The 26055-nt window shown below is 67.9% G+C and carries 23 protein-coding genes; 10 read left to right on the plus strand and 13 right to left on the minus strand.

The window, feature by feature from the left end:
* Positions 1-116 precede the first annotated feature (116 nt).
* Together V5F77_RS05885 and V5F77_RS05890 are read left to right on the plus strand one after the other, a co-directional pair.
* Complete coding sequence (locus V5F77_RS05885) at positions 117-578, plus strand: GNAT family N-acetyltransferase (RefSeq protein ID WP_429004406.1); 462 nt, start codon at positions 117-119, stop codon at positions 576-578.
* Positions 579-722: 144 nt separating this feature from the next.
* A complete protein-coding gene (locus V5F77_RS05890; protein WP_429004407.1) occupies positions 723-1001 on the plus strand; it encodes a GNAT family N-acetyltransferase in 279 nt (92 codons plus the stop codon).
* Between the two features lie 26 nt (positions 1002-1027).
* On the opposite strand, the gene V5F77_RS05895 is transcribed toward V5F77_RS05890, so the two are convergent.
* Positions 1028-2860 carry an ABC transporter transmembrane domain-containing protein gene (locus V5F77_RS05895; RefSeq protein ID WP_429004408.1) on the minus strand — a complete coding sequence of 611 codons (1833 nt, stop codon included), beginning with the start codon at positions 2858-2860 and terminating at the stop codon, positions 1028-1030.
* Positions 2861-2927: 67 nt separating this feature from the next.
* Between V5F77_RS05895 and rpmE the strand changes: the two genes are divergently transcribed.
* Entirely contained in the window at positions 2928-3152 is a 225-nt protein-coding gene (rpmE, locus tag V5F77_RS05900) for a 50S ribosomal protein L31 (protein ID WP_429004409.1), read from the plus strand.
* 170 nt (positions 3153-3322) lie between these two features.
* Here the strand turns inward: rpmE and V5F77_RS05905 are convergent, their stop codons facing one another.
* Positions 3323-3511: a DUF1192 domain-containing protein gene (locus V5F77_RS05905; protein ID WP_429004410.1), complete on the minus strand. Its 189-nt coding sequence runs from the start codon at positions 3509-3511 to the stop codon at positions 3323-3325.
* A gap of 243 nt (positions 3512-3754) precedes the next feature.
* Here V5F77_RS05905 and V5F77_RS05910 point away from each other — a divergent pair, with 243 nt between their 5' ends.
* A complete protein-coding gene (locus V5F77_RS05910) occupies positions 3755-4771 on the plus strand; it encodes an NAD(P)H-quinone oxidoreductase (protein ID WP_429004411.1) in 1017 nt (338 codons plus the stop codon).
* A 125-nt stretch (positions 4772-4896) separates the two neighbouring features.
* Positions 4897-7806 (plus strand): EAL domain-containing protein, encoded by a 2910-nt coding sequence (locus V5F77_RS05915; protein WP_429004412.1) that lies wholly within the window; start codon positions 4897-4899, stop codon positions 7804-7806.
* 136 nt (positions 7807-7942) lie between these two features.
* On the opposite strand, the gene V5F77_RS05920 is transcribed toward V5F77_RS05915, so the two are convergent.
* A complete protein-coding gene (locus V5F77_RS05920) occupies positions 7943-9859 on the minus strand; it encodes a sigma 54-interacting transcriptional regulator (protein WP_429004413.1) in 1917 nt (638 codons plus the stop codon).
* A gap of 178 nt (positions 9860-10037) precedes the next feature.
* On the opposite strand from V5F77_RS05920, the gene V5F77_RS05925 reads away from it, so the two are divergent.
* From V5F77_RS05925 to cynS, 4 genes are read left to right on the plus strand one after another with little or no spacing between them, the layout of a single operon-like run.
* Positions 10038-11393 (plus strand): CmpA/NrtA family ABC transporter substrate-binding protein, encoded by a 1356-nt coding sequence (locus V5F77_RS05925; RefSeq protein ID WP_429004414.1) that lies wholly within the window; start codon positions 10038-10040, stop codon positions 11391-11393.
* A gap of 4 nt (positions 11394-11397) precedes the next feature.
* Complete coding sequence (gene ntrB / locus V5F77_RS05930) at positions 11398-12252, plus strand: nitrate ABC transporter permease (RefSeq protein ID WP_429004415.1); 855 nt, start codon at positions 11398-11400, stop codon at positions 12250-12252.
* Between the two features lie 5 nt (positions 12253-12257).
* Positions 12258-13148 (plus strand): ABC transporter ATP-binding protein, encoded by an 891-nt coding sequence (locus tag V5F77_RS05935; RefSeq protein ID WP_429004416.1) that lies wholly within the window; start codon positions 12258-12260, stop codon positions 13146-13148.
* 38 nt (positions 13149-13186) lie between these two features.
* Positions 13187-13669 carry a cyanase gene (gene cynS / locus V5F77_RS05940; protein WP_429004417.1) on the plus strand — a complete coding sequence of 161 codons (483 nt, stop codon included), beginning with the start codon at positions 13187-13189 and terminating at the stop codon, positions 13667-13669.
* 100 nt (positions 13670-13769) lie between these two features.
* On the opposite strand, the gene V5F77_RS05945 is transcribed toward cynS, so the two are convergent.
* Genes V5F77_RS05945 through V5F77_RS05985 form a run of 9 tightly spaced genes read right to left on the minus strand, consistent with a single transcriptional unit; the run spans position 13770 to position 21629 of the window.
* Positions 13770-14690: a Pnap_2097 family protein gene (locus V5F77_RS05945; protein WP_429004418.1), complete on the minus strand. Its 921-nt coding sequence runs from the start codon at positions 14688-14690 to the stop codon at positions 13770-13772.
* Between the two features lie 23 nt (positions 14691-14713).
* Complete coding sequence (locus tag V5F77_RS05950; RefSeq protein WP_429004419.1) at positions 14714-15994, minus strand: MSMEG_0569 family flavin-dependent oxidoreductase; 1281 nt, start codon at positions 15992-15994, stop codon at positions 14714-14716.
* An 11-nt stretch (positions 15995-16005) separates the two neighbouring features.
* Positions 16006-16293 (minus strand): MSMEG_0570 family nitrogen starvation response protein, encoded by a 288-nt coding sequence (locus V5F77_RS05955; protein ID WP_429004420.1) that lies wholly within the window; start codon positions 16291-16293, stop codon positions 16006-16008.
* A complete protein-coding gene (locus tag V5F77_RS05960) occupies positions 16286-17479 on the minus strand; it encodes an MSMEG_0565 family glycosyltransferase (RefSeq protein WP_429004421.1) in 1194 nt (397 codons plus the stop codon). The genes V5F77_RS05955 and V5F77_RS05960 overlap by 8 nt, the downstream gene beginning before the upstream one ends.
* Complete coding sequence (locus V5F77_RS05965) at positions 17476-18453, minus strand: sll0787 family AIR synthase-like protein (protein ID WP_429004422.1); 978 nt, start codon at positions 18451-18453, stop codon at positions 17476-17478. The genes V5F77_RS05960 and V5F77_RS05965 overlap by 4 nt, the downstream gene beginning before the upstream one ends.
* Entirely contained in the window at positions 18450-18995 is a 546-nt protein-coding gene (locus tag V5F77_RS05970) for an MSMEG_0567/Sll0786 family nitrogen starvation N-acetyltransferase (protein WP_429004423.1), read from the minus strand. Before V5F77_RS05970 ends, V5F77_RS05965 begins: the two co-directional genes overlap by 4 nt.
* Positions 18992-20101, minus strand: coding sequence for an MSMEG_0568 family radical SAM protein (locus V5F77_RS05975; RefSeq protein ID WP_429004591.1), 1110 nt, complete (start codon positions 20099-20101; stop codon positions 18992-18994). Before V5F77_RS05975 ends, V5F77_RS05970 begins: the two co-directional genes overlap by 4 nt.
* Positions 20037-21113 carry a Nit6803 family nitrilase gene (locus V5F77_RS05980; RefSeq protein ID WP_429004424.1) on the minus strand — a complete coding sequence of 359 codons (1077 nt, stop codon included), beginning with the start codon at positions 21111-21113 and terminating at the stop codon, positions 20037-20039. Before V5F77_RS05980 ends, V5F77_RS05975 begins: the two co-directional genes overlap by 65 nt.
* A gap of 33 nt (positions 21114-21146) precedes the next feature.
* On the minus strand, positions 21147-21629 hold the full coding sequence (locus V5F77_RS05985; protein WP_012168604.1) for an MSMEG_0572/Sll0783 family nitrogen starvation response protein: 483 nt from the start codon (positions 21627-21629) through the stop codon (positions 21147-21149).
* Positions 21630-21987: 358 nt separating this feature from the next.
* On the opposite strand from V5F77_RS05985, the gene V5F77_RS05990 reads away from it, so the two are divergent.
* Positions 21988-23373: an aminotransferase-like domain-containing protein gene (locus tag V5F77_RS05990; RefSeq protein ID WP_429004425.1), complete on the plus strand. Its 1386-nt coding sequence runs from the start codon at positions 21988-21990 to the stop codon at positions 23371-23373.
* 40 nt (positions 23374-23413) lie between these two features.
* On the opposite strand, the gene V5F77_RS05995 is transcribed toward V5F77_RS05990, so the two are convergent.
* Positions 23414-26038: an AsmA family protein gene (locus V5F77_RS05995; protein ID WP_429004426.1), complete on the minus strand. Its 2625-nt coding sequence runs from the start codon at positions 26036-26038 to the stop codon at positions 23414-23416.
* Positions 26039-26055 lie beyond the last annotated feature (17 nt).

Below are 26055 nucleotides of genomic sequence, written 5' to 3' on the forward strand. Positions count from 1 at the left end.
CCCCAAGGGCGGCACGCCGAAACTTGAGGCAGCGCGTGCCCTTACTTTGATCTGATGCCTGCACGGGCGGCCAAGGCGCGATAGACTGGCCCATCGCCCTCCCGCGCGGACCCGTCATGGCCCCGTCTTTCACCGTCGTTCCCTTCCTTCCCGCCCATCTGCCGGCGCTCGCGGACCTCTGGGTCGCGACCTGGGCCAAGACCATGCCGGACATCGATTTCGAGGCGCGGCGCCCGTGGTTTCTGGATCATGTGGAAAAGCTCATCGGCGGGGGCGCGGAAATCCATGTGGCGCTGGATGCGCAAGCCGCGCCGGCCGGCTTCGTCGCGATCGCTCCCGCCACCGGCTATCTCGACCAGCTCGCGGTGGCGCCGGCCTATTGGGGCAAGGGCGCGGCCGAGGCGCTGATGGACGCGGCCAAGCGGCGCGCGCCCTGCGGCATCGCGCTGGATGTGAACCAGGACAATCCCCGCGCGGTCGCCTTCTACACCCGCCTCGGCTTCGTCATCGCGCGGGCCGGGGAGAACCCCATGTCCGGCCGGGCGATCTGGCGCATGGAATGGACGGCGCCGGGCTGAGGGCGCGGCATCCCCCCTGCACTCAGGTGGCGAGGTGCGCAATCCGCGCAAATCGCCGCGAGGAGGGTGGCCGGGTGCTGCGCGCCCGGCGCGATCGGCCCTATGCTTGCGGTCGTCTTCCGACACGAATCGCACGGAGCCCCCATGGACTCGTCCGTCACGCACAATCCCGCCCTGAATCGCTTCGAGCTGAAGGTGGGGGATGAATTGGCGCTGGCCTATTACAAGCTGGAGGGCGACATCGTGACCCTCACCCATACCGAGGTCCCGCAGGCGCTCTCCGGCCAGGGCGTCGGCTCGCGCCTCGCCAAGGGGGTGTTCGCGCACATCCGCGCCGACGGGCACAAGGCGGTGACCCAATGCTCCTTCATGGCGGCATGGGCGAGCCGCCACCCCGAGGTGGCGGATCTGGTGGTCGGCTGAGGCCCCGCTCTCGGACCGGAGCGAACTCAGGCCGCCGTGTTGAACTGCAGGGCCGCGAGGCGGGCATAGAGCCCGCCCTTCATCACCAGCTCGGCATGGGTGCCCTCGTCGACGATGCGCCCGTCCTCCATCACCAGGATGCGGTCGGCGGAGAGCACGGTGGCGAGGCGATGGGCGATGACGAGCGTGGTGCGCCCCTCCATGGAGCGTTCCAGCGCCGTCTGCACCAGGGTTTCGCTTTCGGCATCGAGCGCGCTCGTCGCCTCGTCCAGCAGCAGGATGGGGGCGGCGCGCAGGATCGCGCGGGCGATCACGATGCGCTGGCGCTGGCCGCCCGAGAGCGTCACGCCCCGTTCGCCCACCATCGTGTCCCAGCCGTCCGGCATGCGGGTGATGAATTCATCCACCAAAGCGGCGCGGCCGGCGGCCTCCACCTCGGCATCGCTCGCCTGCGGCCGGGCGAGGCGGATGTTCTCGCGCACCGTATCGGCGAAGATCGCCACCTCCTGCGGCACCAAGGCGATATTGGCGCGCACCGCCACCGGGTCGCACAGGGCGACATCGGTCTCGTCCAGCAGGATGGCGCCGCTCTGCGGGCTGTAGAAGCGCTCCAGCAACTGGAATACGGTGCTCTTGCCGGCGCCCGAGGGCCCCACCAGGGCCACCCGCTCGCCGGGCCGGATGGCGAACGACACGTCGCGCAGCGCCGGGGAATGGGGCCGCGTCGGATAGGTGAAGCCGACATGCTCGAAGCGGATGGCGCCGGACACCCGGCCCAGCGGCACCGGGGCTGCGGGGGTCTTCACCTTGGGCTCTTCCTTCAGCAGCTCGCCGATGCGCTCGGCGGCGCCGGAGGCGGCGGAGACCTCGCCCCACACCTGCGACAATTCCCCGAGCCCGCTCGCCGCCAGCACGGCGAACAGCAGGAATTGGCTGAGCTGGCCCGAGGTCATGGTGCCGTTGAGCACCGATTGGGCGCCCACCCACAGCACGCCGACCACGCTGGAGAACACCAAAAAGATGATGACGCCGGTGAGCAGGGAGCGGGCGGCGGTGGCGCCGCGCGCGGCATCGAAGGACTTTTCCACCGCCCGGTCGAATTGGGCGCGCGCCGCGCCCTCGGCGGTGGAGGCCTGGACCGCGCGCATGGCGCCGATGACTTCGGAGGCATAGGCGGAGGCGTCCGCCAGCGTGTCCTGCGCCGCCCGCGAGCGGGCCCGCACCTTGCGGCCGGAGGCCACCAGCGGCAGCACGATCAGCGGAATGACGATCAGCACCAGGCCGGAGAGGCGTGGGCTCGTCACCACCATCATGATCACGGCGCCGATGCACATGAACAAATTGCGCAGCGCCACCGAGGCGGAGGAGCCGACCGCCGACTTGATCTGCGTGGTGTCGGCCACCAGCCGTGAGGTCAGTTCGCCGGCCCGCGCGGTATCGAAGAAGGTGCCGTCGAGCGTGGTGAGGCGGGCGAACACGGCGGCCCGCAGATCCGCCACCACCCGCTCGCCGAGCGTGGTCACGAGGTAATAGCGGGAGGCGGAGGCGAGCGCGAGCACCGCCACCACCACGATCAGCACCGCGAAATAGCGGTCGATCAATCCGGCATGGTCGGCGGCGAAGCCGTAATCGATCATGCGCCGCACCGCCACGGGGGTCGCCAGGGTGGCGAGCGCGGCGATGGTGAGGGCCGCAAGCGCGCCGAATACCCGTGCGCGATAGCGCAGGATATAGGGGCCAAGCGCGATCAGCGGGCTGATGCTGCGGCGGCTCTTTGCCGTTTTGGCGGGATCGACGGCGGGTTCCAGTGCGGTGTCGGCTTGTGTCAACGGATGCTCTCGGTTATAGACCCGCCTCATTCCCTCAGGAAACGAATTCATACCGCTGCGGGCTTGCATGCTCGGCGCGGCGAGAAGGACGCAACCCATGAAGAGCGACGTTCACCCCGATTACCATTTCATCAAGGTGGTGATGACTGACGGTTCCGAGTACACGACGCGGTCGACCTTCGGCAAGGAGGGCGACAGCCTTCAGCTCGATATCGATCCCCGTACGCACCCGGCCTGGACCGGCGGCACCCAGCAGCTGCTCGACCGCGGCGGCCGTGTTTCCCGCTTCAAGAACAAGTTCGGTGGCCTGCTCAAGGGCTGATCGCACGGGGTGCGGCGCCGCGTCCTGCGGGGCTCGGTCGCACCGGTTCCAAGATCTGCGCGGCATCTGCCGCCGCGCTTTGCGCCGGCTCGTTCGAGCCGGCTTTGCCATGCCTGAAGCCCTGCCTGCGTCCAGAGCGCTGCCTGCGAGGGGCGGCATTCACCGCCCCGTCAGAACTTGAAGACCGAATGGGCGGCATCGCGCGAGGCGAGCTTCGCCGCCTTCGCCCGCTCCAGCCGGCCGATCTCCTCGCGCATCAATGCGATGCGCGCGTCGATCTCGTCCACCGAGAGGCGGTCGAGGTCAGCCGGGGCTAGCACCGGCGTCGGTTGCGGGGCAATGGGCCGGTCTTCGTCCATGGCGCGCACTCCTTGAGGCCTTGCGGATCGGGCGGGTTCGCTCACATGGCGCAACGGCAGCATCATCAGCCCTCGGCATAAAAGCCGCTTGCGCCGGGCGCGTCCATCTTTCCGTTTTTCACCGCCCGCGCATGGGATAGGAGAGGCGCACCGGTTCTTGCGCCTGGACGCGCAAGGGAACCGTCCGTCCCCGTCCCGCACCGTCACGGTCGGGCGCCTCCCGCCCCTTTCCGGAACCGCGCCATGACACAGCCCCTTCCCGCCGACCTTCCCGCCACCATGATGGCCATCAATATCACCGCCCCCGGCGGCCCCGAGGTGCTGGTGCCGGGCGAACGGCCCATGCCGGTGCCCGGCGCGCGGGAGATTTTGGTGAAGGTGGAAGCCGCCGGGGTGAACCGCCCCGACGTGGTGCAGCGGCGCGGGCTCTATCCCGCCCCTCCCGGCGCCTCCGACATTCTGGGCCTGGAGATCGCCGGCATCGTCGTGGCGCTGGGCGCCGAGGTGACCCGCTTCAAGCTGGGCGACGCGGTCTGCGCGCTGGTCACCGGCGGCGGCTATGCGCACTATTGCCTGAGCCATGAGGCGACCGCTTTGCCGGTGCCCGCCGGCCTCTCCATGGTGGAGGCGGCGGCCGTTCCGGAAACCTTCTTCACCGTGTGGAGCAATGTATTCGACCGCGCCGGCCTCAAACGCGGGGAAACCCTGCTGGTCCATGGCGGCACGGGGGGCATCGGCACCACGGCGATCCAGCTCGGCAAGGCGTTCGGCGCCACCGTCATCACCACCGCCGGCTCGGCCGAGAAGTGCGCGGCCTGCCTGAAGCTCGGCGCCGACCTCGCCATCGACTACAAGACCCAGGATTTCGTCGCCGAGGTGAAGAGCATGACCGGCGGCAAGGGTGCCAACGTGATTCTCGACGTGGTGGGTGGCGCCTACATCCAGCGCAATTACGAGGCCGCGGCGGTGGAGGGGCGGATCGTGCAGATCGCCTTCCAGGACGGCTCGAAGGTGAATATCGACTTCATGCGCCTGATGCTGAAGCGCCTGACGCACACCGGCTCGACGCTGCGCGCGCGCCCGGTGGCGGACAAGGCGGCGATTGCCAGCGCGCTGGAACAGCACGTGATTCCGCTGATTGCCGCCGGCGCGGTGCGGCCGCTGATCGATTGCACCTTCCCCTTGGAGAAGGCGAGCGAGGCGCACGCGCGCATGGACACCAGCGCCCATATCGGCAAAATCATGCTCACCGTCGCGTGAGGGGAAAACGCCCGATCCTGATGCAATGCAGCAGGCCCAGCGTCGGCTGTGCCTTGCTCGCGCCGCACGGCGGGGCTAGTCATGGGCGTTCGGCCCGGCGGACTGCCGGGTGCGGAGGTGTGCCGTTGCGTTCTACGATCGTCTTTTGCATCGCACTGTTGGCGGTTCTCGGGCTCGGTGCGCCATCGGCGCGCGCGGTCGAGACCATCGCCGTCCGTCTCGATGCCAAGGTTACGGACCTCCTGCCCGCGGTCGAACGCCAGCACACCGACAACGACCGCATCCAACTGACCACCGCGCCAGGCGCCGACGGGGTCGTGCGCCGCATCGAGGTGCGCACGACGGACGGGCGGCCCCAGGGCTATTGGGTCACCTTCGCCCTTTCCAACAATACCGACGAGCAGGTGGACCGGCTGATCGTCGCGCCGTTCTACCGCATGGTGGGCTCCGGCCTGTTCTGGCCCGACCTCGGCAACCGCCGCATCCTCGCGCTCACCCCGAGCCAGGGCTTCAAGCCGGAGCGCGAGGCCGCGCCCGACGCCGATGTGTTCACCATCACGCTGGACCCCGGCTCGACCGTCACTTTGGTGGCGGAACTGACCGGCCCGAACCTGCCCCAGCTCTATCTGTGGGAACCCAACGCCTATAAGGACAAGGTCAACAGCTTCACCCTGTACCATGGCATCGTCATCGGCATCGCCGGCCTGCTGGCGCTGTTCCTGACCATCCTGTTCGTGGTCAAGGGCTCGGTGATGTTCCCCGCCGCCGCCGCGCTGGCGTGGGCGGTGCTGGGCTATATCGGGCTGGATTTCTCCTTCTGGTCCAAGGTGTTCGGCCTCTCCCCCATCGCCGAGCAATTCTGGCGCGCGGCGGGCGAGGCGATCCTCACCGCCACCTTGCTGGTGTTCCTGTTCGCCTATCTCAACCTCAACCGCTGGCACGTGCGCTACATGCACGTCGCGGTCGGCTGGCTCGCCTTTCTGGCGGCGCTGGTGGCGGTGGCGCTCGCCGATGCGCCGATGGCCGCCGGCATCGCCCGCCTCTCACTGCTGGCGGTTGCGGTGGCCGGGCTCGGGGTGGTGATCTGGCTGTCCCAGCACGGCTATGACCGCGCGGTGCTGATCATCCCCACCTGGCTGCTGCTGGTGGTGTGGGTGGTGATGGCTGGGCTCACGGTGGGCGGCCTCGTGACCAACGATCTCGTCGCCCCGGCGCTGTCGGGCGGCCTGGTGCTGATCGTCATGCTGATCGGCTTCACGGTGATGCAGCACGCCTTCGCCGGCCTCGGCGCGGTGCAGGGCTCCACCTCCGATCTGGAACGCCGCGCGCTGGCGCTGGCGGGCTCGGGCTATATCGTGTGGGACTGGGATGTGGACAGCGACCGCATCTACACCTCCCCCGAGGCGGAAGAGGCGCTCGGCCTCAAGCGCCGCTCGCTGGAGACCGAAGCCGCCGGCTGGCTGGAGGTGCTGCACCCCGCCGACCGCGACCGCTTCCGCGCCACGCTCGACGGCATCATCGAGCAGCGGCGCGGCCGCATCGACCAGGATTTCCGCCTGCGCGCCATCGACGGCCATTACATGACCTTCAACCTGCGCGCCCGTCCGGTGGTGGGCGCGGACGGCGAGGTGGTGCGCTGCATCGGCACCCTCATCGACGTGACCGGCGAGCGCGTCGCCGCCGAGCGCCTGCTGCACGACGCGGTGCGCGACAATCTCACCGGCCTGCCCAATCGCGAGCTGTTCCTCGACCGGCTCGACCAGGCGCTGACCTTCGCCAAGCTGGACGAGAGCCTGCGCCCGACCGTGATGGTGATCGACCTCGACCGCTTCAAGCAGGTGAACGTCTCGGTCGGCATGGGGGTGGGCGATTCCATCCTGCTCACGGTGGCCCGCCGCCTGATGCGCCTGATGAAGCCGCAGGATACGCTGGCGCGCATTTCCGGCGACCAGTTCGGCATGATCCTCATGTCGGAGCGCGATCCCGAGCGCATCACCACCTTCGCCGACACCATGCGCCGCTCGCTGCGCGCGCCCATCACCTTCGCCGAGAAGGAAGTGTTCATCACCGCCTCCATCGGCCTTGTCCTGCCCGGCCAGGAGCAGAGCAAGCGCAGCGAGGTGCTGAAGGACGCGGAACTCGCCATGTATTATGCCAAGCGCATCGGCGGCGACCGCATCGAGGTGTTCCGCCCGGCCATGCGCCAGCAGAAGATCGACCATGTCTCGCTGGAGAACGATCTGCGCCAGGCGCTGGAGCGCAACGAGATTTTCATGCGCTACCAACCGATCGTGCGCATGCACGACCGGGCCATCGGCGGCTTCGAAGCCTTCATGCGATGGCGCCATCCCACGCTTGGGGAACTGGCCGCGTCCGACTTCCTGTCCGTCGCCGAGGAAAGCGGGCTGATCCTCGATCTCGGCCTGTTCGCGCTGGAACATGCGGCGCGCCAGCTCGGGCAGTGGCAGCGCATGGTGCGCGTCGACCCGCCGCTGTTCATGCATGCCAACGTCTCTTCGCGGCAATTGCTGCGGCACGACCTGATTCAGGATCTCAAGGCCGTGCTGGCGCGCAATGCGGTCGCGCCCGGCACGCTGAAGCTGGAAGTCACCGAGAGCCTGGTGATGGAAAATCCGGAATATGCGGCGGTGATGCTCGCCCGCATCCGCGAACTCGGCGCCGGGCTGTGCCTGGACGATTTCGGCACCGGCCAGTCGGCGCTCGCCTATCTCCAGCGCTTCCCGTTCGACACCATCAAGATCGACCAGCGCTTCGTGCGCGACAGCGCCAAGGGGGCGGCGCGCACCGCCCGCCCGATCATCGTCGGCTCCATCGTTTCGCTGGCCCACCAGCTCGGCATGGAAGTCGTGGCGGAGAGCCTGGAGCGGGAAGGCGAAGCCACCGAGATGGCTCGCTTCGGCTGCGAGTTCGCCCAGGGCGTGCTGTTCGGCGAGCCGCTGACCGCCGAGGAGTGCCGGGCCCTGTTCGAGCCCGCCACCCCCAAGGACCGCCGCCGCCGCGCCGCGGCGGAATAACAGCCATGGCCGATGGGCAAGGCGCATCGGCCATGGTCCCAAGCCTCGCTCCAAGCCCGCGCGGCGTCTGAGCGACACCCGCTCGGGACCGGTCAAAGGAACCGGGGCCGTTGGCCCCGACCCCCGCCTTCCGCCGTCAGAGGCTGCGCCGGCCTTGCGCCTTGGGCGGCGTAATGCCGAGCGTCTTCAGGCGCGAAGCCAGCGTCGTGGCCTTGAGGCCGAGCCGTTCCGCCGCGCCGCCGGGACCCGAAACCTTGCCGCCCGAGGCTTCCAATGCGGCGAGGATGCTGGCGCGATGGCGTCCGCGCCGCTCCTCCTCGGTCTCCAGGGCTTCGCCGCCGCCGGCCACCGGAGACGGCGCGGCATCGGCGTGGGGCTCCGGCAGATCGATGGTGAGGCGACCGTTGCGGGCGAGAATGATGCCGCGCTCGATCACGTTTTGCAGCTCGCGCACATTGCCCGGCCAGTCGTAGGCGACGAGCTTGCGCATGTCGCCCTCGCTCAATTGCAGCGCCCCGGCGTGCGGCTTGCGCGCCGCCCCGCCCAGAAAATGCAGGGCGAGGGCGGGAATGTCCTCGCGCCGCTCGCGCAGCGATGCGGATTCGATGGGCATCACATTGAGGCGATAGAACAGGTCTTCGCGGAACCGCCCGGCCCGCACCTCGGCCCTCAGGTCGCGATTGGTGGCGGCGATGATGCGCACGTCCACCGAGCGGGTGCGTTCCTCGCCGATCCGCTCGAACTGGCCCTCCTGAAGCACCCGCAGCAGCTTGCTCTGCAGCTCCAGCGGGATTTCGCCGACCTCGTCGAGAAACAGCGTGCCATGGTCGGCCAGTTCGAACCGGCCGATGCGGTCGCGCAGCGCGCCGGTGAAGGCGCCGCGGGCATGGCCGAAGAATTCGCTCTCGAACAATTCGCGTGGGATCGCCGCGCAATTCACCCGGATCAACGGGCGCTCGCGCCGGTCGCTGGCCTCGTGGATGGCGCGGGCGATCAATTCCTTGCCGGTGCCGGATTCCCCGGTGATGAGCACGCTCGCCTCGGTGGGGGCCACCAATTCCACCTGGCGCAGCACCTTCTTGATGGCCTCGCTGCGGCCGATGATGCCGCGATGGCTGCCCTCGGCGCGGATTTCCTCCTGGAGATAGGCATTCTCCATCTCCAGCCGCTCGCGCAGGCTATCCACCTCGGCGAGCGCGGCGCGCAGCCTGTCGTCGGCCTCGCGCCGCTGCGTCACGTCGCGGAACGCAACCACCGCGCCGATCAGCACGCCCCGGTCGCGGATCGGCGTCGAGGTATATTCCACCCACACCGGCTTGCCCGAGCGATGCCAGAACACCTCGTTCTCCACCCGGTGCACCGCCCCGTCGCGGAATGCCGCATAGATCGGGCAGGTCTTGTGGGGATAGGGGCTGCCGTCGTGGTGGTGATGATGCACCATGGTGTGCATGTCGCGGCCGATCAGCTCCTCCGCCGTCCAGCCGAGCAATTGCTCGGCGGCGGGATTGACGAAGGTGGTCTTGCCCTCCGAATTCACCCCATAGATGCCTTCGCCCACCGCATGGAGGATGAGGCGGTTCTCACGCTCGATATCGCGGAAGAAGCGGTCCACCCGCTGCCATTCGGCGATGCCCTCGCGCATGAAGGAATCGGCGTCCGCGTCGATGTCCCGGCGATGCCGGGCATCGAGATCATGCAGCGTGATGAGCAACGTGCGGCCGCGCGGGCTTGAGACCTGGATGCCGGCATATTCCAGCCGCAGCGGGCGCCCATCCGCATGATGGGGCGTCAGCGACCGCGTCCAGTGGGCGCCGCGATCCATCACCGCCTGGGTGAACACCACCACGGTCGAGGCCTGCCCGGGATGCAGGTCGAAGATCTGCATGGTCTTGAGCGCCTCGCGGGCATGGCCCAGCAGGCGGCAGGCGGCGGGATTGGCATCAAGGATGCGCGCGGTTTCGGTGTCGACCGCCAGTTCCGCCTCGATCCCCGCATCGAAGGCGGGGCCGAACGGTCCGAAGCGCGGAAGTTGGGGGAGATCCAGGGTGTCCATTTACGAGATTTCGCGAGTTGAATTACGAAAAATCATAATTCACGAAAATTCGTAAATCCAGCCACCTTTCCAGGCCTTTGATTGCGCAGCGTAAATCGAGACCCGTCGCGCTGGCACGCGCCTTGCTTAACGTCAGGGGGAGCGCGTTTCTCCAGGCCCACAGCGAACGAGGCGGTCCATGACGAGCAAAGACACCTTCCGGCGCTTTTCCCGTTTGTTTTCCGGCTGCGCGTGCGGCCGGCACCGCTCGGCGGCGGAACACGAGGCGGCTGCCCGCGCCTCCGAAGAGGCGCGCTATGGCAGCGTGGTCGAGAAGACCATGTTGCAGGCCCTGTTTCCCCAAGAGGTTCAGCGCCGCGCCTTCCTGAAAGCCATCGGCGGCACCACGGTGGCCGCGGCGCTCGCCCCCTTCCTGCCCATGGGGGCGATCACCGAAGCGTTCGCCCAGGGCACCGGGCCGATCGAGAAGAAGGATCTCAAGGTCGGCTTCATTCCGATCACCTGCGCCACCCCCATCATCATGGCGCACCCGCTCGGCTTCTACACCAAGCAGGGCCTGAACGTGGACGTGGTGAAGACCGCCGGCTGGGCGGTGGTGCGCGACAAGACCATCAATAAGGAATACGACGCCGCCCACATGCTCTCGCCCATGCCCATCGCGATATCGATGGGTCTCGGCTCCAATCCCATTCCGTTTTCCGTGCCGGCGATCGAGAACATCAACGGCCAGTGCATCACCTTGGCGATGAAGCACAAGGACAAGCGCGACCCGAAGGACTGGAAGGGCTTCAAGCTCGCGATCCCGTTCGACTATTCCATGCACAATTACCTGCTGCGCTATTATCTGGCGGAGCACGGCGTCGATCCCGACGCGGACGTGCAGCTCCGCTCGGTGCCGCCGCCGGAGATGGTCGCCAATCTGCGCGCCGAGAACATCGACGGCTTCCTGGCGCCGGACAATGTCTGCCAGCGCGCGGTCTATGACGGGGTCGGCTTCATCCACATCCTGTCGAAGGAAATCTGGGACGGCCATCCCTGCTGCTCGTTCTCCGCCAGCAGGGAGTTCGTGACCACCAATCCCAACACCTATGCGGCTCTCCTGCGCGCCATCATCGATGCCAGCGCCTATGCCCAGAAGCCGGAGAACCGCAAGGAAATCGCCAACGCCATCGCCCCGGCCAATTATCTCAACGCGCCCCCGATCGTGCTGGAGCAGGTGCTCACCGGCACCTATGCGGACGGGCTCGGCAACATCAAGAAGGACCCGAACCGGGTTTCCTTCGAGCCCTTCCCGTATGATTCCTTCGCCATCTGGATCCTCACCCAGATGAAGCGCTGGGGCCAGGTGAAGGGCGAGGTGGATTATGCCGGCATCGCCAAGCAGGTGTTCCTCGCCACCGAATGCGCCTCGGTGATGAAGGACATGGGCCTCACCCCGCCGGCCCCCACCAAGACCATCGTCGTGATGGGCAAGCCGTTCGATCCCGCCAAGCCCGACGCCTATGTCGAGAGCTTCGCCATCAAGCGGACTTGAGCTGATGTCGTCGACTTTGACTTTGCGTGCCGCGCTCGTTTCGGTGCTTCTCCTGGTCGCTCTCCTGCTGGTCTGGCAGGGGAGCACCGCCGGCTTCGGCGGGGCCGGGACGGGTGCCGCGTCGGGCATGGACCCGGAATATGCCAAGCTGATGGGTCTGACCGCCTCCACCGGCAAATCGGCGCTGCCGAGCCCGGTGGACGTGGGCGCCGGGCTTTGGAACGTTCTCACCGATCCGTTCTATGACAAGGGGCCGAACGACAAGGGTGTCGGCCTACAGCTCGCCTATTCCCTCGGCCGGGTGCTGCTGGGCTATGGCATCGCGGTCCTGGTGGCGATCCCGCTCGGCTTCGTCATCGGCATGTCGCCGCTGATGAGCAAGGCGCTTGATCCGTTCATTCAGGTGCTCAAGCCCATCTCGCCTTTGGCCTGGATGCCTTTGGCGCTCTACACCATCAAGGACAGCGATACCTCGGCGGTGTTCGTCATCTTCATCTGCTCGATCTGGCCCATGCTGCTGAACACCGCGTTCGGCGTCGCCAGTGTGCGCAAGGAATGGCTGAACGTGGCGCGCACCCTGGAGGTGGGGCCGTTCAAGCGCGCCTTCACCGTGATCCTGCCCGCCGCCGCGCCCACCATCCTCACCGGCATGCGGATTTCCATCGGCATCGCCTGGCTGGTGATCGTGGCAGCCGAGATGCTCGTGGGCGGCACCGGCATCGGCTATTTCGTCTGGAACGAGTGGAACAACCTCTCCATCACCAACGTGATCATCGCCATCCTGGTGATCGGCGTGATGGGCATGCTGCTCGACCAGATCCTCGCCTACGTCGCCCGCCTCGTCACCTTTCCGGAGTGAGGCGCATGACCCAGCCCCGCTATGTTTCCATCGAAGGCATCTCCCGCCGCTTCCAGGCGGCGGGCGGACGCACCACCACGGTGTTCGAGGACCTGTGGTTCTCCATGAACAAGGGCGAGTTCGCCTGCATCATCGGCCATTCCGGCTGCGGCAAGACCACGGTGCTGAACATCCTCTCCGGTCTCGATAAACCGGACGACGGCGCCGTGGTGGTGGACGGCACCGCCATCGAGGGGCCGGCGCTCGATCGCGCGGTGATCTTCCAGGGCCATGCCCTGCTGCCGTGGAAGACCGTGCTGGGCAACGTCGCCTATGCGGTCTCTTCCCGCCACAAGCGCTGGAGCCGGGCGCAGGTGCGCGACCACGCCATGCGCTTCATCGAGGTGGTGGGCCTGAAGGGCTCGGAGAACAAGCGTCCCTCGGAACTCTCGGGCGGCATGAAGCAGCGCGTCGGCATCGCCCGCGCGCTCTCCATCGAGCCCAAGATGCTGCTGATGGACGAACCCTTCTCCGCGCTCGACGCTCTCACCCGCGGCACGCTGCAGGACGAGGTGCGCCGCATCTGCCTGGAGACCGGGCAGACCGTGTTCATGATCACCCACGACGTGGACGAGGCGATCTATCTCGCCGACCGCATCGTGCTGATGACCAACGGCCCCGACGCCACCATCGCCGAGATCGTGCAGAACCCGCTGCCGCGCGAGCGTCGGCGCCTCGACATCCACAAGCAGGGCGATTTCTACGCCGTGCGCAATCATCTCATCGACTTCCTGGTGGAGCGCTCGAAGACCTTCAAGGACCAGCACCCCGCCGGATACGACCACCGCCATCCCCCGGTGGTGCGTCCCACCGCGTCCCCCTCGCCTTTGCCCGACGGCGATATCAGGGCCGCGTGATCCCCCTATTTGTGACGCTAAGACTCAAGGAGAAGACCATGAAGCGCGAAGAACTCACCGAGAAGATCCTCGACATCAAGCGCGAGAAGGGCTGGACCTGGAAGTATATCACCGATGAAATCGGCGGCATGGCGCCGATGCTGGTGGTGGGCGCGCTGCTCGGCCAGATGAAGCTGGTGAAGCCCCTCGCCAAGGCGGCGGCGGACCTGTTCGGCCTCTCCGAGGTCGAGGAGCGCATGCTCAACGAAGTGCCCTATCGCGGCATGCCCATGCCGCCCACCGATCCGCTGATCTACCGCTTCTACGAGATGGTGATGGTCAACGGCCCGGCGTTCAAGGCGCTGATCGAGGAAGAGTTCGGCGACGGCATCATGTCGGCGATCGATTTCGACATCGACATGGAGCGTCTCGCCAATGCCAAGGGCGACCGTGTGAAGCTCACCATGAGCGGCAAGTTCCTGCCCTATAAATATTACGGCGCCGAGCAGGGCACGCCGGAATACGGCTTCAAGGAAGCCTGATCCGACACGGGCGGGGACACCCGCGACGGCGGCCGGCGCCGGCTCCCAGGGTGGGCCGCGCCGGCTGTGTCCATTGCTACGGTCCTCAGTTGCCTTGCCCTCAGCCGGTCTTGCCCTCGGCCAGGGTGGCGGGTGCGCGCCGGGTGAACACGTCGGCAAGGCGCGCGCCGTCCGCCACGCGCGACAGCACGCACCAGTGCAGCAGATGATCGCCTTCGCTGCGGCGCGCCTTCACCGTCACGCGCACCGCCTCGCCGATCTCCACATTGGAATGGAACACCATGTCCCGCGCCACCGTGAACAGGCCGGCCGGGGCCTCCATTGCTTCCCATTCCGCGCGGTCCACGAACGCCTGGAAGGACGCGAAATAGAGGAAGTCGGCGCCGTTGAAATCCTGCGCCGGGCAGGGACGAACGGTGAGCGCAAGGCCGGTCTCGCGCGCATCATTGGCAAAGCCGAAATGCGTAGCATAGCGGCCGGCGCGCAGGGTTGCGGCCAATGCGGCCGTACGCGCGAGGCCGGGCCTTGCCGCCGGCGGGGGAAAGCCCGCGAGCCCGACGCGGGAGAGGGCGCGATTGCGGCCCGCCTCTTTGCGCTTCACGAACACGGAGGTCATCTCCACCGCGCCCATGGGCGTGCCGTCGCGCAGCAGTTCATGCCGGCTCGCGAACTGGGTGCGCGAGATGCGCTCCAGGCGCGAGCGCAGCACGAGGTTGTCATGCTCGCGAAACGCGCCGAGGGCGGCATCGCTTACCGAAACCGCGATGAAGGCGGCATAGACGGTCGCGCCGTCGGCATCGCGGAAATCCGGCACCTCCCGCCCGGCGCTGCGGGCGAGCAACTGCCAGTGGCGATGGCCCAATTCCTTCAGCAGCCAGGTTTCCGACAGCCCGCCATAGGCGAGATGCGGCATACCGAGGCGGATCGGCTCGGCCAGCGGATCGGCGGCGCGCAGCGCCGGTAGCGACAGGCCGCCCGGCAGGAAGCCTGTCGGCAGCGGAAGGCGGAAGGCGATGCTCATGAGGGTTCTCCGCGCCGCATCGATCACATCGCGAGGTCGAGTTTCACCGGCCCGCGCCGCCGCACGCCGAGATGCTCGCCGATGCGAGCGGCGAGATAGGCCGCATCGCGCCCCACCCCGACGAACCGCCCCGAGCCCCAGGAATGCAGCCACGGCAGGCCGAGCACATAGAGCCCGTCCATGGCGGTGACGCCGCGCGTGTGGGTGGGATAGCCGGCGCCATCGAAGATCGGCAGGTCCACCCACGACCAGTCGGAATGAAAGCCGGTGGCCCAGATGACGGACGTGATGCCGGCGGCCACGGGATCGAGGTCGCGCACCGCTTCGCCCGGCTGCCAGAGCGGGCTGTAATGGGGGCCGGCCGGGGCCTCGATGCCGGCGTCGGCGATGTGCTTGTCGATCAGCCCGCAGATGCCGTTATAGACCGCGTCGGCGGAATCGAGATTCTGCTTGAGATCGTCGCGCAAGTGCAGGCGCCCGCCGCTGATCGCCTCCAGCCGGCCGTAGAGCTTCATCCCTTCCAGGGCGAAGCGGCGCAGGTCGATGTCGCGCCCGCCGTCGCGTCCGGTGAGATAATGGTTCGCCTTCTTGCGGACTTTCTCCTTCAGTGGATGCTTCTCCACCGGCAGGTCGTATTGGCCGAGGTCCGCCAGCCAATCCACGCTGTCGCGGCCGCGATAGACGCGCGGGCAACGCGGCGCGCTGCCGACGATGAGATGCACCTTGCGTCCCGCAAGATGCAGGTCTTCCGCGATCTGGCAGCCGGATTGGCCCGAGCCCACCACCAGCACCTCGCCTTCGGGCAATTGGCCGGGATGGCGATATTTGGAGGAATGCACCTGCACGATGCTTTCCGGCAGCCGCTCGCCCATGCGCGGCACGTTCGGCACATGATAGCCACCCACCGCCAGCACCACCGCGCCTGCGGTCACGGCGCCCTCGGCGGTTTCCACCAGGAAGCGGCCGTTCTCTTGCCGCGACAGGCGGTTGACGCCGACGCCCTCGCGCACCGGGGCGGCGATGCGCTTGGCATACTCCTCCACATAGGCGACGATCTCGTCGCGCTTCATGAAGCCGTCGGGGTCGCGGCCGGGATAGTCGTAGCCGGGCAGTTTGCATTGCCAGTTGGGCGTGACCAGGCAAAAACTATCCCACCTTTGGTCGCGCCAGGCGTGGGCGACGCGGTTCTTCTCATAGATCACATGGTCGATGCCGCTTTCGCTCAGATAAGAGCTGGCGGAGAGGCCGGCCTGTCCGCCGCCGATGATGACGACGCTGTGGTGGGGCAGGGGGGTCGTGGTCATGGGGGCTCCGATCAGTCTTCGAAGGCGTCGATGCTGACGCGGGCGTCGGGAAGGGTTGAAAAGGCGCGGCCGGTGGCCTCGATGCGCGCGAGCTGGCCCAGCGCGAGGGAGCAGGGCATCCCGTATTTCGCCCGCACCCGCTCGCTGGCGGTGGTGAGGGCGTCGCGGCTCTTCGCGAGGAAATCGGCGAGGGCATAGCTTTCGCCGGGGGCGAAATGGTCCTTGATGACGAGGGAAGGCGAATAGCAGGCCTCCTTCGTCCCGTCGGGCCAGCGGATGTGGAAGCGCATTTCAGGCATGGATCGGCTCCAGATCGGTGGGCGCCAGAAGCTGGGCATAGGCGGCAAGGTGGGCCTGCGCCGTTGCGGCCCAGTCGTGGCGGGCGGCGATCCGCGTGCCATTGGCGATCAGGCGGGCGCGGGTGGTGGCATCGAGCGTTCGCAGGAGCGCGTCGGCGATGGAGATGATGTCCAGCGGGTCGCACCATGTGACGTCGTCGGCGCCGAGATATTCGGTGAAGGGCGCGATGCGCGAGGTGGCCACCGGCACGCCGCTCGCCATGGCCTCGAGCACCACGAGGCCGAAGCCTTCCTTCAGCGAGGGGAAGGCGAGCGTATCGGCGATGCGATAGAGCGCCGGCATGTCCGCCTGCGCCAGCGGCCCCGTGCGGATGACGGCGCCCTGCGGCAGCGCGCGCCGTTCCAGAGCAAGCGCGAAGGCGTGCTGCTCGCTGTGATGGTCCAGCAGCGAGGCACCGCCCGCGATCACCAATTGCGCCGTGGGAATCTCAGCATGGACGCGCGCGAAGGCTTCCAGCAGCCGCACGCTGTTCTTGCGCGCCTCCACCCCGCCGACCGCGAGGAAGACAGGCCCGGCGCCGAGGGCGAAGCAGGCGCGCAGGGCGTCCTCCCGCCCATCGGGCACGGGGGAGAAGCGGGCGGTATCGACGCCATTGCCGACGATATCGGCACGCCGGCCGAGCTTTTGGAAAAGCTCCTGCTGCCAGGTGCGGCTCACCACCAGGAGGCGGTCGGCGTGCACCATGGCGCGGGTTTGAAGGTCCATCAGCGCGCGATCGGCGAAGGTGTCCACATGGTGCACCGTGCGGGCGAAGGCGCGGATGAGGCCTTGTTCCTTCAGGGTCGCCAGCGCATTGCCGGAAATGCCGTCCTGGGCGTGGAAGATGTCGAAGGCGCGGTGGGCGGCGTTCTCGAAATGGCGGACATAATCCGCGACGCGGATCTTCACCATTTCCGTCATATCCGTGCCCACCGGAGAGGCGGGGATGCTCAGCGTGCGGCACAGGGTTTCGCGGAAGAAGCCGGTTCCCTTCGCGTCGGGCGCGTGCACCGTCACCTCGTGGCCGAGGCGGGCCAAAGCATCCCCCAGTTCCAGCGCATGCACCACGCCGCCGCGCGGATTGGTGGAATGGGCGAGCAGCGCGATGCGCAGCGTCCGGGCGGGGGAGGGAAAGGCGGCGTTCATGACGCGATCTCCAGCGGCCCGCAGCCGATGAGCGGACGGGCGGCGAAATCCCAGATCACCTCGCGTGCGCCGCCCTGGTTCAGCGCCACGGTGCGCCCCGCGACGGCGGTGCCGATGGCGGCGGCGGCGATGCCGCGCGCGGTGAAGCGGGCGATCACCGCATCCACGTCGGCGGGGGCGACGGACAGCAGATAGCCGAAGCTTGGAAAGCTCAGCAGCCAGCGCGTGAGGTCGACGCCCGCGGGGCAGGGGATGGCGGCAAGGTCGATCTCAAGGCCGATGCCGGAACATTCCGCCAGCATGGCGGCGGTGCCGATCATGCCGGCTTGGCTGATGTCCTTCGCGGCGCGCGACAGCCCGGCTTCGGCGATCTGCGGCAGCAGTTCGATATCGCCGCGCAGGCGCGCGGGCGGCGCGGCGGTGGCCGCTTCCCAATTGGCGAAGGGCTCGCGATAGCGTCCGCGCAGGTCCACGGCGGCAATCAGCGTTTCGCCCGGCTTGGCGTCGAAGGAGGTGAGCAGCTTTTTCGCCCGCCCGAGGATGGCGACGGAAAGCTGGCCATGTTCGCTCTTCAGGTTGGAATGGCCACCCACCAGCGGCACGCCGAAGGCCTGCGCGGCCGCGCGCAGGCCCTCCAGCACCGGCGCCGCGCCGTCCTCTCCATCGGCCCACACCGCATCCACGATGGCGAGGGGGCGCCCGCCCATGGCGGCGACGTCGGAGATGTTCACCATCGCCCCGCACCAGCCGGCGAACCAGGGATCGCCGGCCACGAACGCGTTCATGAAGCCTTCGATGGCGAGCAGCAGGAACTCGTCGCCATCCGGAATCGCCGCGCAATCGTCGCCCACCGGCACGGCGGAGGCGGAAAGCCCGAGCCGCGCCGCCACCGCGCTTATGTCGCGCTTGGCCGCAAGCCCGGCGCCCGCGCGCAGGCGTGCGGCGAGTTCGGCGAAGGCGCGGGTCTCGATCATGACGCGGCCCGCCGGGGCAAGGCGACGAAGCCCGTCGCGCCGCTGGAGATTGGGGGATAATAGGCAAGGTCCGCCTCCATGCGATGATGGGGCCGGCCGTGCAGGTCGAATTCCGCCACGCTGCGCCAGCGCATGCGGCGGAACAGCAGCAGGTTCTGCGCCTGCACATTGGCCAGGAACTGCCGGCACCCCTGTGCATGGGCGGTGGACACAGCGAGGCGGATGAGCGACGCGCCGAGCGCGCCGACCTTGCGATAATCTTCCGCCACCGCGAGCCGCGAGCCCCACCACACGCCGGGCGTCTCTTCGTGGATGCGCACCGTGCCCACCACGTCATGCGCCGCGACGCCGAGGAACGAGACAGCGACGATGGGGGTCGCCACATCGTCGATGGTGTCGCGATCATCGGTGCCGAACAGGCCCTGCTCGGTGCAGAACACGGTGCGGCGCAGATGGGCGGCGCCCGCGCGCTCCCACGCCTCGGTCGCGTGCTTCACCTGGAATTCGGATGCGAGGAACGGCTTGAAGGGCTCGAACATCACGCACAGCCTCCCCGCTCATAGGTGGAGAGCGCCGAGCAGGCGCCGCACTTGCCGCAGCCGGCCTTGATGTCCACGGACTTCAGCCCGCCCTCCACCAGCATGCGGGCGAGCGGCTTGAGAATGGCGTGCATGAAGGCCGGGGAAGGCGTGGAGTGGCTTTCCAGCGGCGTGCCGGAGATGGGCACGAACGGCACCACGAAGGGATAGACCCCCAGCGCGACCAGTCGCGCGCACATGGCGAGGATGTCTTCGACGCTGTCGCCGAGCCCGGCGAGGATATAGGTGGAGACCTGCCCGCGCCCGAACACGGGCACGGCCGCCTCAAACGCCGAGAAATAGCGCTCCAGCGAGACCTGCGCCTTGCCGGGCATGATGCGTTCGCGCACGCCTTGCGTGACCGCTTCCAGATGCATGCCGAGCGCATCGACGCCGGCGTCGCGCATGCGGGCGAACCAGGCATCGTCGTCCGGCGGCTCGCACTGGGCCTGGATCGGCAGGTTCACGGCCGCCTTCACCGCCGCCGCGCTCTCGGTGAGGATCTCAGCGCCGCGATCCTTGCCCGGCGGGGTGCCGGTGGTCATTACCATGTGCTTCACGCCGTCCAGCGCGACGGCGGCCTTCGCCACCTCGGCGAGCTGCGCCGGGGTCTTTCGCTCGATGGTCCGCCCCGCCGCCAGCGACTGGCCGATGGCGCAGAATTGGCAGGTCTTGGTGCGGCTTTGAAAGCGGATGCAGCTTTGCAGCACCGTGGTGGCGAGCACGTCGCGTCCATGCAGCACGGCGATCTTGGAATAGGGGATGCCGTCGGCGGTGCTCAGATCGTAGAAGCGCGGGCGCATGGGAAAGCTCACCTGCGCGATCGGCACGCCGTCGCGGGTGATGCGGCTGTTGCCGAAGGCGTCCGGCTTCTCCACCAGATAGGGGCTTTCGAAGGCGGGCGCGGTGTGCACCGGCACCATCACGGTCATGCCGTCGAGGGTGAGCGCCTTGTGGTCCGAAGGCCCGGCCCCGCCGCGCCGGCTTTCCGCGCCGGCCTTGGGATCAACGAGCCTTGCCCCCAAGGACTGCAATTCGTTGATGAACTGCGCCGTCGGCAGGGGCGCCATGGCGGCGGAATTGGGCATCGTCTGTTTCATCGCTGGCGCTCCCGAAGGCGGGGAAGGGCGGAAAATCGGCGGCCGCGTGCGAAACCGTGTGCATGGGCACGGCGGGCCGGTTGTCGAGAGTGAGGCTGAGCAGTTCGGGGCGGGCGTAATGGCCGACCGAATCCATCATCCGCTTGCGCTTGGTGATCAGCGCGAGGTCGATATCGGCGATCAGAATGCCCTCGCCGGATGTGAGCGGGGGCACCACATGGGCGCCCTCGGGCGAGATGATCGCGGTCATGCAGCCGCCGGTGAGGCCCTTGCGGAGCCTCTCGTCGGGGGAGATGCGGGCGATCTGCTCGTCCGTCAGCCAGCCGGTGGCGTTGACTACGAAGCAGCCGCTCTCCAAAGCGTGGTGGCGGATGGTGACTTCGATCTGGTCGGCAAAGATCGGCCCCACGAGCGAGCCGGGGAATTGCGCGACATGGATCTCCTCGTGCTGCGCCATCAAGGCGTAGCGGGCGAGGGGGTTGTAATGCTCCCAACAGGCCAGCGCCCCGACCCGGCCGACGGCGGTGTCGACCACCTTGAGGCCGGCACCGTCGCCCTGGCCCCAGATCATGCGTTCGTGGAAGGTCGGGGTGAGCTTGCGCCGCTTCAGCAGCAGCGTGCCGTCGGCGTCGAAGATGAGCTGGGCGTTGTAGAGCGAACCGTGGTCGCGCTCGTTCACGCCCAGCACCACGACGATGGCATGGCGCCGCGCGGCGGCGGAGACCGCATCGGTCACCGGACCGGGGACGATGACCGCATTGTCGTAGAGGCGAAGATGCTCGGCGCCCGTGAGCACCGGCGGGTGCACGAAGGAGAAATAGGGGTACCAGGGCAGGAAGGTCTCGGGGAAGACCACCAGCCCGGCGCCCTTTTCCGCCGCCTCCGCGATGGCGGCGAGGACGCGCGTGAGCGTCCCTTCCAGGGTGTCGAGATCGGGTGCGATCTGCACCGCGGCCACGCGGATCTTGGTCTCTTTGGGCATCTTCGCCTCCTCACATGCGGCTTTGAACCGGGTTCAGAGGGTCCAGGTGTCGAGGATGAAGGCGTTGTCCCGGCGGTGGAGCAGCACCAGGTCCAGCACGTCCAGCGGGCTGATGGGGGTGATGCCGGGGATCAGCGAGGGCTCGCCGTGGCCGTACAAGGCCTGGAGCGCGAACCGGCAGGCATAGACCTTGCCGCCCTCTTCCATGAATTTGGTGAGCTGGTTGTTGAAGTTCATATGGCCGGGAAAGGCCTCGTCGCCGAGCTTGGGGAAGCCGCGCTGCACGCCCAGCGTCACGCCGGGGCCGTAGAGCAGGATCGAAGTCTCGAAGCCCTTGCGCTTGAGGCGGGTGGCCTGGAGCAGATTGACGAAGCCGATGGAGCCTTCGAACGCCACGGTGTGGAAGGTGACGAGCGCCTTCTCGCCGGGCAGCGCTTTGACGTCCTCGAACTTCTTGTCCTCGTAATCGACGAAAAAATCACCCTTCTGGTGGGCGGGCGCGGTCACGGCTGGCATGCGCGAAACTCCTCGTTGGGGTGCCCCGTGTGTGCGGGGCTGACGAGGAGATTTGCAATCAATGTGCCAATTTTTTCGCTTCTTTAAACAGTCAATGATATCAAATATACGCAGTCAATAATACATTCAATTTGAAGATCCGGCGGTGCCATCAACTGCTTAAGGGGTGGGCGCCATGCATTTGGCTCAGGCAGTCCCTGCATCATTTGCAAGCACTGCTTCAGCGCGACCGCGACAATGAAACACGCGCCTCGGATGTTCCCGGAGGTGACAAGCAAGCGATGCAACACTATACAGTCAATTTTGAAGGGACGCAAAGCGGTTCGCGCTCGCGCACGAAGGATTGAAGACCCCCGCCATGGTTGACTGGACGCCGGACCTGACGCGCAGCGACAAGCCGCGCTACCTCGCCATCGCCGATATCATCGCCGAGGATATCCGCGCCGGGCGCCTTTCCGCCGGCGATCGCCTGCCGCCGCAGCGCAAGCTGGCGGATCGGCTGTCGGTGGATTTCACGACGGTCGCGCGCGGCTATGTGGAGGCGCAGAAGCGCGGGCTGGTGGAATCGCGCGTGGGGCAGGGCACGTTCGTGCGCCCGCCCAGCCGCCCGGCCGCGACGCCTGCCCGCGGCAACCGGCCCGAGCCGGCCGATCTCTCCATGAACCTGCCGCCCGAGCCGGACGACCCGGCCCTGATCGAGCGCATGCAGGAGGGTGTGGTACAAGTGAGCCGCGATCTGGTCTCGCTGCTGCGCTACCAGGGCTTCGGCGGGTCGCCCGCCGATAAGGATGCCGCCTCCGCCTGGCTCAGCCGGCGCGGCCTCGTGCCGGCGCAGGAGCGGATTTTCGTCACCCCCGGCGCCCATTCCGCCTTGATGGGCATTCTCGGCCTGCTGGCGAAGCCCGGCGATACGGTGCTGTGCGAGAGCCTTACCTATCCCGGCACGCGCTCCATCGCCGCCCAGCTCGGCCTGCGCCTTGTCGGGTTGCCGATGGACGGCGAAGGGATAGATCCCGATGCGTTCGCCGACGCCTGCGCGCGGCTGGCGCCCAAGGCGCTCTATCTCAATCCCACGCTTCAGAACCCCACCACCCTCACCATTCCCGAGGGCCGCCGCGCCGCCATCGCCGCCGTGGCCCGGCGCTTCAGCGTGCCGATCGTGGAGGATGACGCCTATGGCTTCATCCCGGTGCAGCGCATCGCCCCGTTCGCGGCTTTGGCGCCCGACATCACCTGGCACATCGCCGGCCTTGCCAAATGCATCGGCGCGGGCCTGCGCACCGCTTATGTGCTGGTGCCGGAGGTGCGCGCCGGCTGGCCGTTCGCCGCCGCCATCCGGGCCGCCAACGTCATGGCCTCGCCCTTGACCGTCGCGCTCGCCACCCGCTGGATCGAGGACGGCACGGCAGACAGCATCCTGCGCTTCATCCGCGCCGAGACCGCTGCGCGCCAGACCCTGGCGGCGCAGATCCTGCCCGCCGGCACGTTCCGCGCCGATCCTTTGAGCTTCAATCTCTGGATCGAACTGCCCGAGCCCTGGACCCGCTCCGCCTTCGTCGGCCACATGCGCTCCACCGGCATCGGCATCGTGGCAAGCGATGCCTTCGCCGCCGATGGCTGCCCGCCGGAAGCCGCGCGGGTGTGCCTCGGCGGTCCGGTGAGCCGGGAGAAGGTGCGCGGCGCGCTCGAATACATGGCCCATGCGCTGAGCCATTCGCCCGAGGCTGCCTCCACGGTGCTGTAAAGCGCCGGCGACGTGTCACGCGCCGGCCATGCGGCCCCCATCACGCACGGCGCTTGCAGCCGGCGCCGAGCCGATAGAGCTTGGAGTTCGGCTGAACGGGCACCGTCGTGACGCTCGGGCCGCTGATGGGGCCGGAGATGGAGAAGGGATAGCCGAGATCGCTCTCCCTGCCGTTCAGCGGGCGCGGTTCGGCATAGAAGTCGAGGGTATTGCGCGGCAGATTGACCGTGCCGCGCGCGACCACGCGCACATGGTCGGTCTCGATCACCACCACCGGCGCGGTTTTCCCGACCCCGGCGGTGAAGGTCAGCGGCGCGCTCACGCAGCGCAGTGCCGTGCTGTCGCTGCGCACCGCCTCGTTGAACAGACCGCCGATAATGCCGAGGCCGGCGAGATCGAGCTTTCCGGTGGCGAGCCGTCCGCCCGTCAGGCCCACCGAGAGCGTGCCGTTCAGCGTGCGCATCAGCGCGGAATCGGAGGAGGGGTCGACCGAAAGATCGAACGCGAGCTTGAGCCGGCCCTGGGTGGCGAAGCCGACGTTGGATTTATTGAGGAAGGTGGAGAGCGGCCAGCCGTCCACCGATCCCTTGCCACGCACCAGCGGCGGGGTGGCGGTGAGGTCGCTCTGTAGCGCCGCGTTGATGCGCCCGCCCATGTAGGAGGCCGCGAACGGATCGAGCCGCGCCATTCCCTTGTTCAGCGTCAGTCGCGCCTTGAGACCGCTCGCGGCGTCGCTGGCGCTGTAGAGCCGGTCGGCGGCGATGGCGATATCGAGGTCCACCAGACGGGAGAGGTCGATCTGCGGGTCTGATTTTCCGATAGCCCCGCTGCGGCGCGCGCGATCCGCCTCCGCGGTATCGCGCGAGGCTTCCACCAGCGCGGTGAGTTCGTCCACATGCACCAGCGGGGATGCAAGCCGGCCTTCGAACAAGGTGCGGCCCGGGGCGAGGGAACTGGACAGGACCCCGGTGATGTCGGTCTGTCCAAGGCTCGCCTTGCCCTCGGCCTTGAGGCTTTCAGCGCTGGCCGTGAGTTCGCCTTTGAACACCACTTTGGCATTGGACGATGAGGTCACGCCCATCTGTGCCGCGAATGCACCGAAATCGGGAATGGTCAGCGCGCTGGCAAGGCGGACTTCGTGGGTGGTCTGGGGGCCGGCCGTGTCATCGCGCACCAGCGAGAGGGTGCCGGTCATAATGCTGCTGTCCTGGATGCCGCCGTCCAGCGCGTCCACGCCGATGGTGCCGTCGGCGTCCGACACTTCAAGGGTGCCCACCAGCCGGCCGAGGCCGGTGCCGGGGGCGACCAGCAGATCGGCCATGGGAATATTCACCGCCCCGGAGAGCTTCACGCCGGCCAGCTCCAGGATATTGTCCACCGTGCCGGCAAGGCGAAACACCGGACGGTCGCGCGGCCCGGCCTGGAGGGCGATGTCCCGCAGGCGGATTTCCCCCTTTTCGGTGCGCTCCACCGACCCCACCGAGATCGGGCCGACTTCGCGGATCGCCTGCTCGAAGGCGTTGGTCTGGATCAGCATCTCGCGCAGCACGAGCTGGTTCATGTCCCCTTCCAGGAAGCCGGAAAGGCCGGTGATGACGATGTCCCGCAGCCCGGCCGCCACCGGCGGGGTGGTGCCGGGCGGCAGCAGGTCCGAGTGGAAGCTGAGGGAGAGGCCGGAGCCTGTCTCCACATTGGCAAGGCCGCCCCGGATGGTGAGTGTTTCGCCCTCGGTCAGGGTGGCGGCGAACGCCAGGTCCTTGATCGCCAAGGCGCCGGGATCGCCGGCGAGCGTGAAGTCGAGCTTCGCCGTGCCTTCCTCTGTCCGGGCGAGGGAAAGGAGCTGCATCAGATCGCCGATGCTCGGCGCGTTCGCCGCCACCTGGACGGTGATGTCCCGGTCGAACAGATCCGAGGCCGACGAGCCGGTGATCTCCAGGTCGAGCCCGCGCGTCGCGAGGCTGAGCTGCGCGCCATAGCGCCCGTCCGCCGGCTTTGCCTCACGGTCGAGGGTGCCGTTGAGGGTGACCCTCTCGCTGTTGTAAGTGCCGGTTGCGACAAGCCGCTGGGCGCCGGCCACGGCGTCATAGGTGCTGGACAGGTCGTCCACATGCAGGGCGAAGTTCCACCCCTGCGGATCATGGGCCTCTTCCAGCAGCAGGTCGCGGACCTCCACATGGGGCACCGCCGTCAGCACGCCGACGATGCGTGCGCTGACCGGCCGGGCCGTGGGATCGTCGCTGTCCAGCGGGGCGTCGGCGGCGGGAAGCTGCGCACCGGCTCCCGTTCCGGCGGCAGGGGGCGCGGACGCCACCGGCAGGAGCACGCGCACCCCCACGACCTCGACGGTCTCCACCGAAATGCCGGTCAGCAGGGCGGAATAATCGGCCAGGGCGAGGGCGACATTTTCCAGATGCAGCTCGACGCCGGCGCCCGCCAGGTCCAGCACCGTGACATCGCCGAATCTGGCGGCGAAACGGGGAAGCAGCTCGACGGTCACGGTACCGCGCACGTCCACATCCGGACCCACCGCGTCACGCAGGAGGCGTTCCGCCAGATCCTGCCGGTACGCGGCGAAGCCGGGCAATTGTGTGACCGCCACGACGCCGGCCAGAAGCAGCAGCAGGGCCGCCACCGCGACGACCGAGAGCCTCACGAGCCACCGCATCCCATGCTCCCTGTTCG

This window comes from Roseixanthobacter psychrophilus, from assembly GCF_043195195.1.
GTDB lineage: Bacteria > Pseudomonadota > Alphaproteobacteria > Rhizobiales > Xanthobacteraceae > NCEH01.

Excerpts from the sequence above, each read along its gene's own strand:
- V5F77_RS05885 (WP_429004406.1), top strand. The coding sequence starts at position 117 with ATGGCCCCGTCTTTCACCGTCGTTCCCTTCCTTCCCGCCCATCTGCCG.
- V5F77_RS05890 (WP_429004407.1), top strand. The coding sequence starts at position 723 with ATGGACTCGTCCGTCACGCACAATCCCGCCCTGAATCGCTTCGAGCTG.
- V5F77_RS05895 (WP_429004408.1), bottom strand. The coding sequence starts at position 2,860 with ATGAGGCGGGTCTATAACCGAGAGCATCCGTTGACACAAGCCGACACC.
- rpmE (WP_429004409.1), top strand. The coding sequence starts at position 2,928 with ATGAAGAGCGACGTTCACCCCGATTACCATTTCATCAAGGTGGTGATG.
- V5F77_RS05905 (WP_429004410.1), bottom strand. The coding sequence starts at position 3,511 with ATGGACGAAGACCGGCCCATTGCCCCGCAACCGACGCCGGTGCTAGCC.
- V5F77_RS05910 (WP_429004411.1), top strand. The coding sequence starts at position 3,755 with ATGACACAGCCCCTTCCCGCCGACCTTCCCGCCACCATGATGGCCATC.
- V5F77_RS05920 (WP_429004413.1), bottom strand. The coding sequence starts at position 9,859 with ATGGACACCCTGGATCTCCCCCAACTTCCGCGCTTCGGACCGTTCGGC.
- V5F77_RS05925 (WP_429004414.1), top strand. The coding sequence starts at position 10,038 with ATGACGAGCAAAGACACCTTCCGGCGCTTTTCCCGTTTGTTTTCCGGC.
- ntrB (WP_429004415.1), top strand. The coding sequence starts at position 11,398 with ATGTCGTCGACTTTGACTTTGCGTGCCGCGCTCGTTTCGGTGCTTCTC.
- V5F77_RS05935 (WP_429004416.1), top strand. The coding sequence starts at position 12,258 with ATGACCCAGCCCCGCTATGTTTCCATCGAAGGCATCTCCCGCCGCTTC.
- cynS (WP_429004417.1), top strand. The coding sequence starts at position 13,187 with ATGAAGCGCGAAGAACTCACCGAGAAGATCCTCGACATCAAGCGCGAG.
- V5F77_RS05945 (WP_429004418.1), bottom strand. The coding sequence starts at position 14,690 with ATGAGCATCGCCTTCCGCCTTCCGCTGCCGACAGGCTTCCTGCCGGGC.
- V5F77_RS05950 (WP_429004419.1), bottom strand. The coding sequence starts at position 15,994 with ATGACCACGACCCCCCTGCCCCACCACAGCGTCGTCATCATCGGCGGC.
- V5F77_RS05955 (WP_429004420.1), bottom strand. The coding sequence starts at position 16,293 with ATGCCTGAAATGCGCTTCCACATCCGCTGGCCCGACGGGACGAAGGAG.
- V5F77_RS05960 (WP_429004421.1), bottom strand. The coding sequence starts at position 17,479 with ATGAACGCCGCCTTTCCCTCCCCCGCCCGGACGCTGCGCATCGCGCTG.
- V5F77_RS05965 (WP_429004422.1), bottom strand. The coding sequence starts at position 18,453 with ATGATCGAGACCCGCGCCTTCGCCGAACTCGCCGCACGCCTGCGCGCG.
- V5F77_RS05975 (WP_429004591.1), bottom strand. The coding sequence starts at position 20,101 with ATGGCGCCCCTGCCGACGGCGCAGTTCATCAACGAATTGCAGTCCTTG.
- V5F77_RS05980 (WP_429004424.1), bottom strand. The coding sequence starts at position 21,113 with ATGCCCAAAGAGACCAAGATCCGCGTGGCCGCGGTGCAGATCGCACCC.
- V5F77_RS05985 (WP_012168604.1), bottom strand. The coding sequence starts at position 21,629 with ATGCCAGCCGTGACCGCGCCCGCCCACCAGAAGGGTGATTTTTTCGTC.
- V5F77_RS05990 (WP_429004425.1), top strand. The coding sequence starts at position 21,988 with ATGGTTGACTGGACGCCGGACCTGACGCGCAGCGACAAGCCGCGCTAC.
- V5F77_RS05995 (WP_429004426.1), bottom strand. The coding sequence starts at position 26,038 with ATGCGGTGGCTCGTGAGGCTCTCGGTCGTCGCGGTGGCGGCCCTGCTG.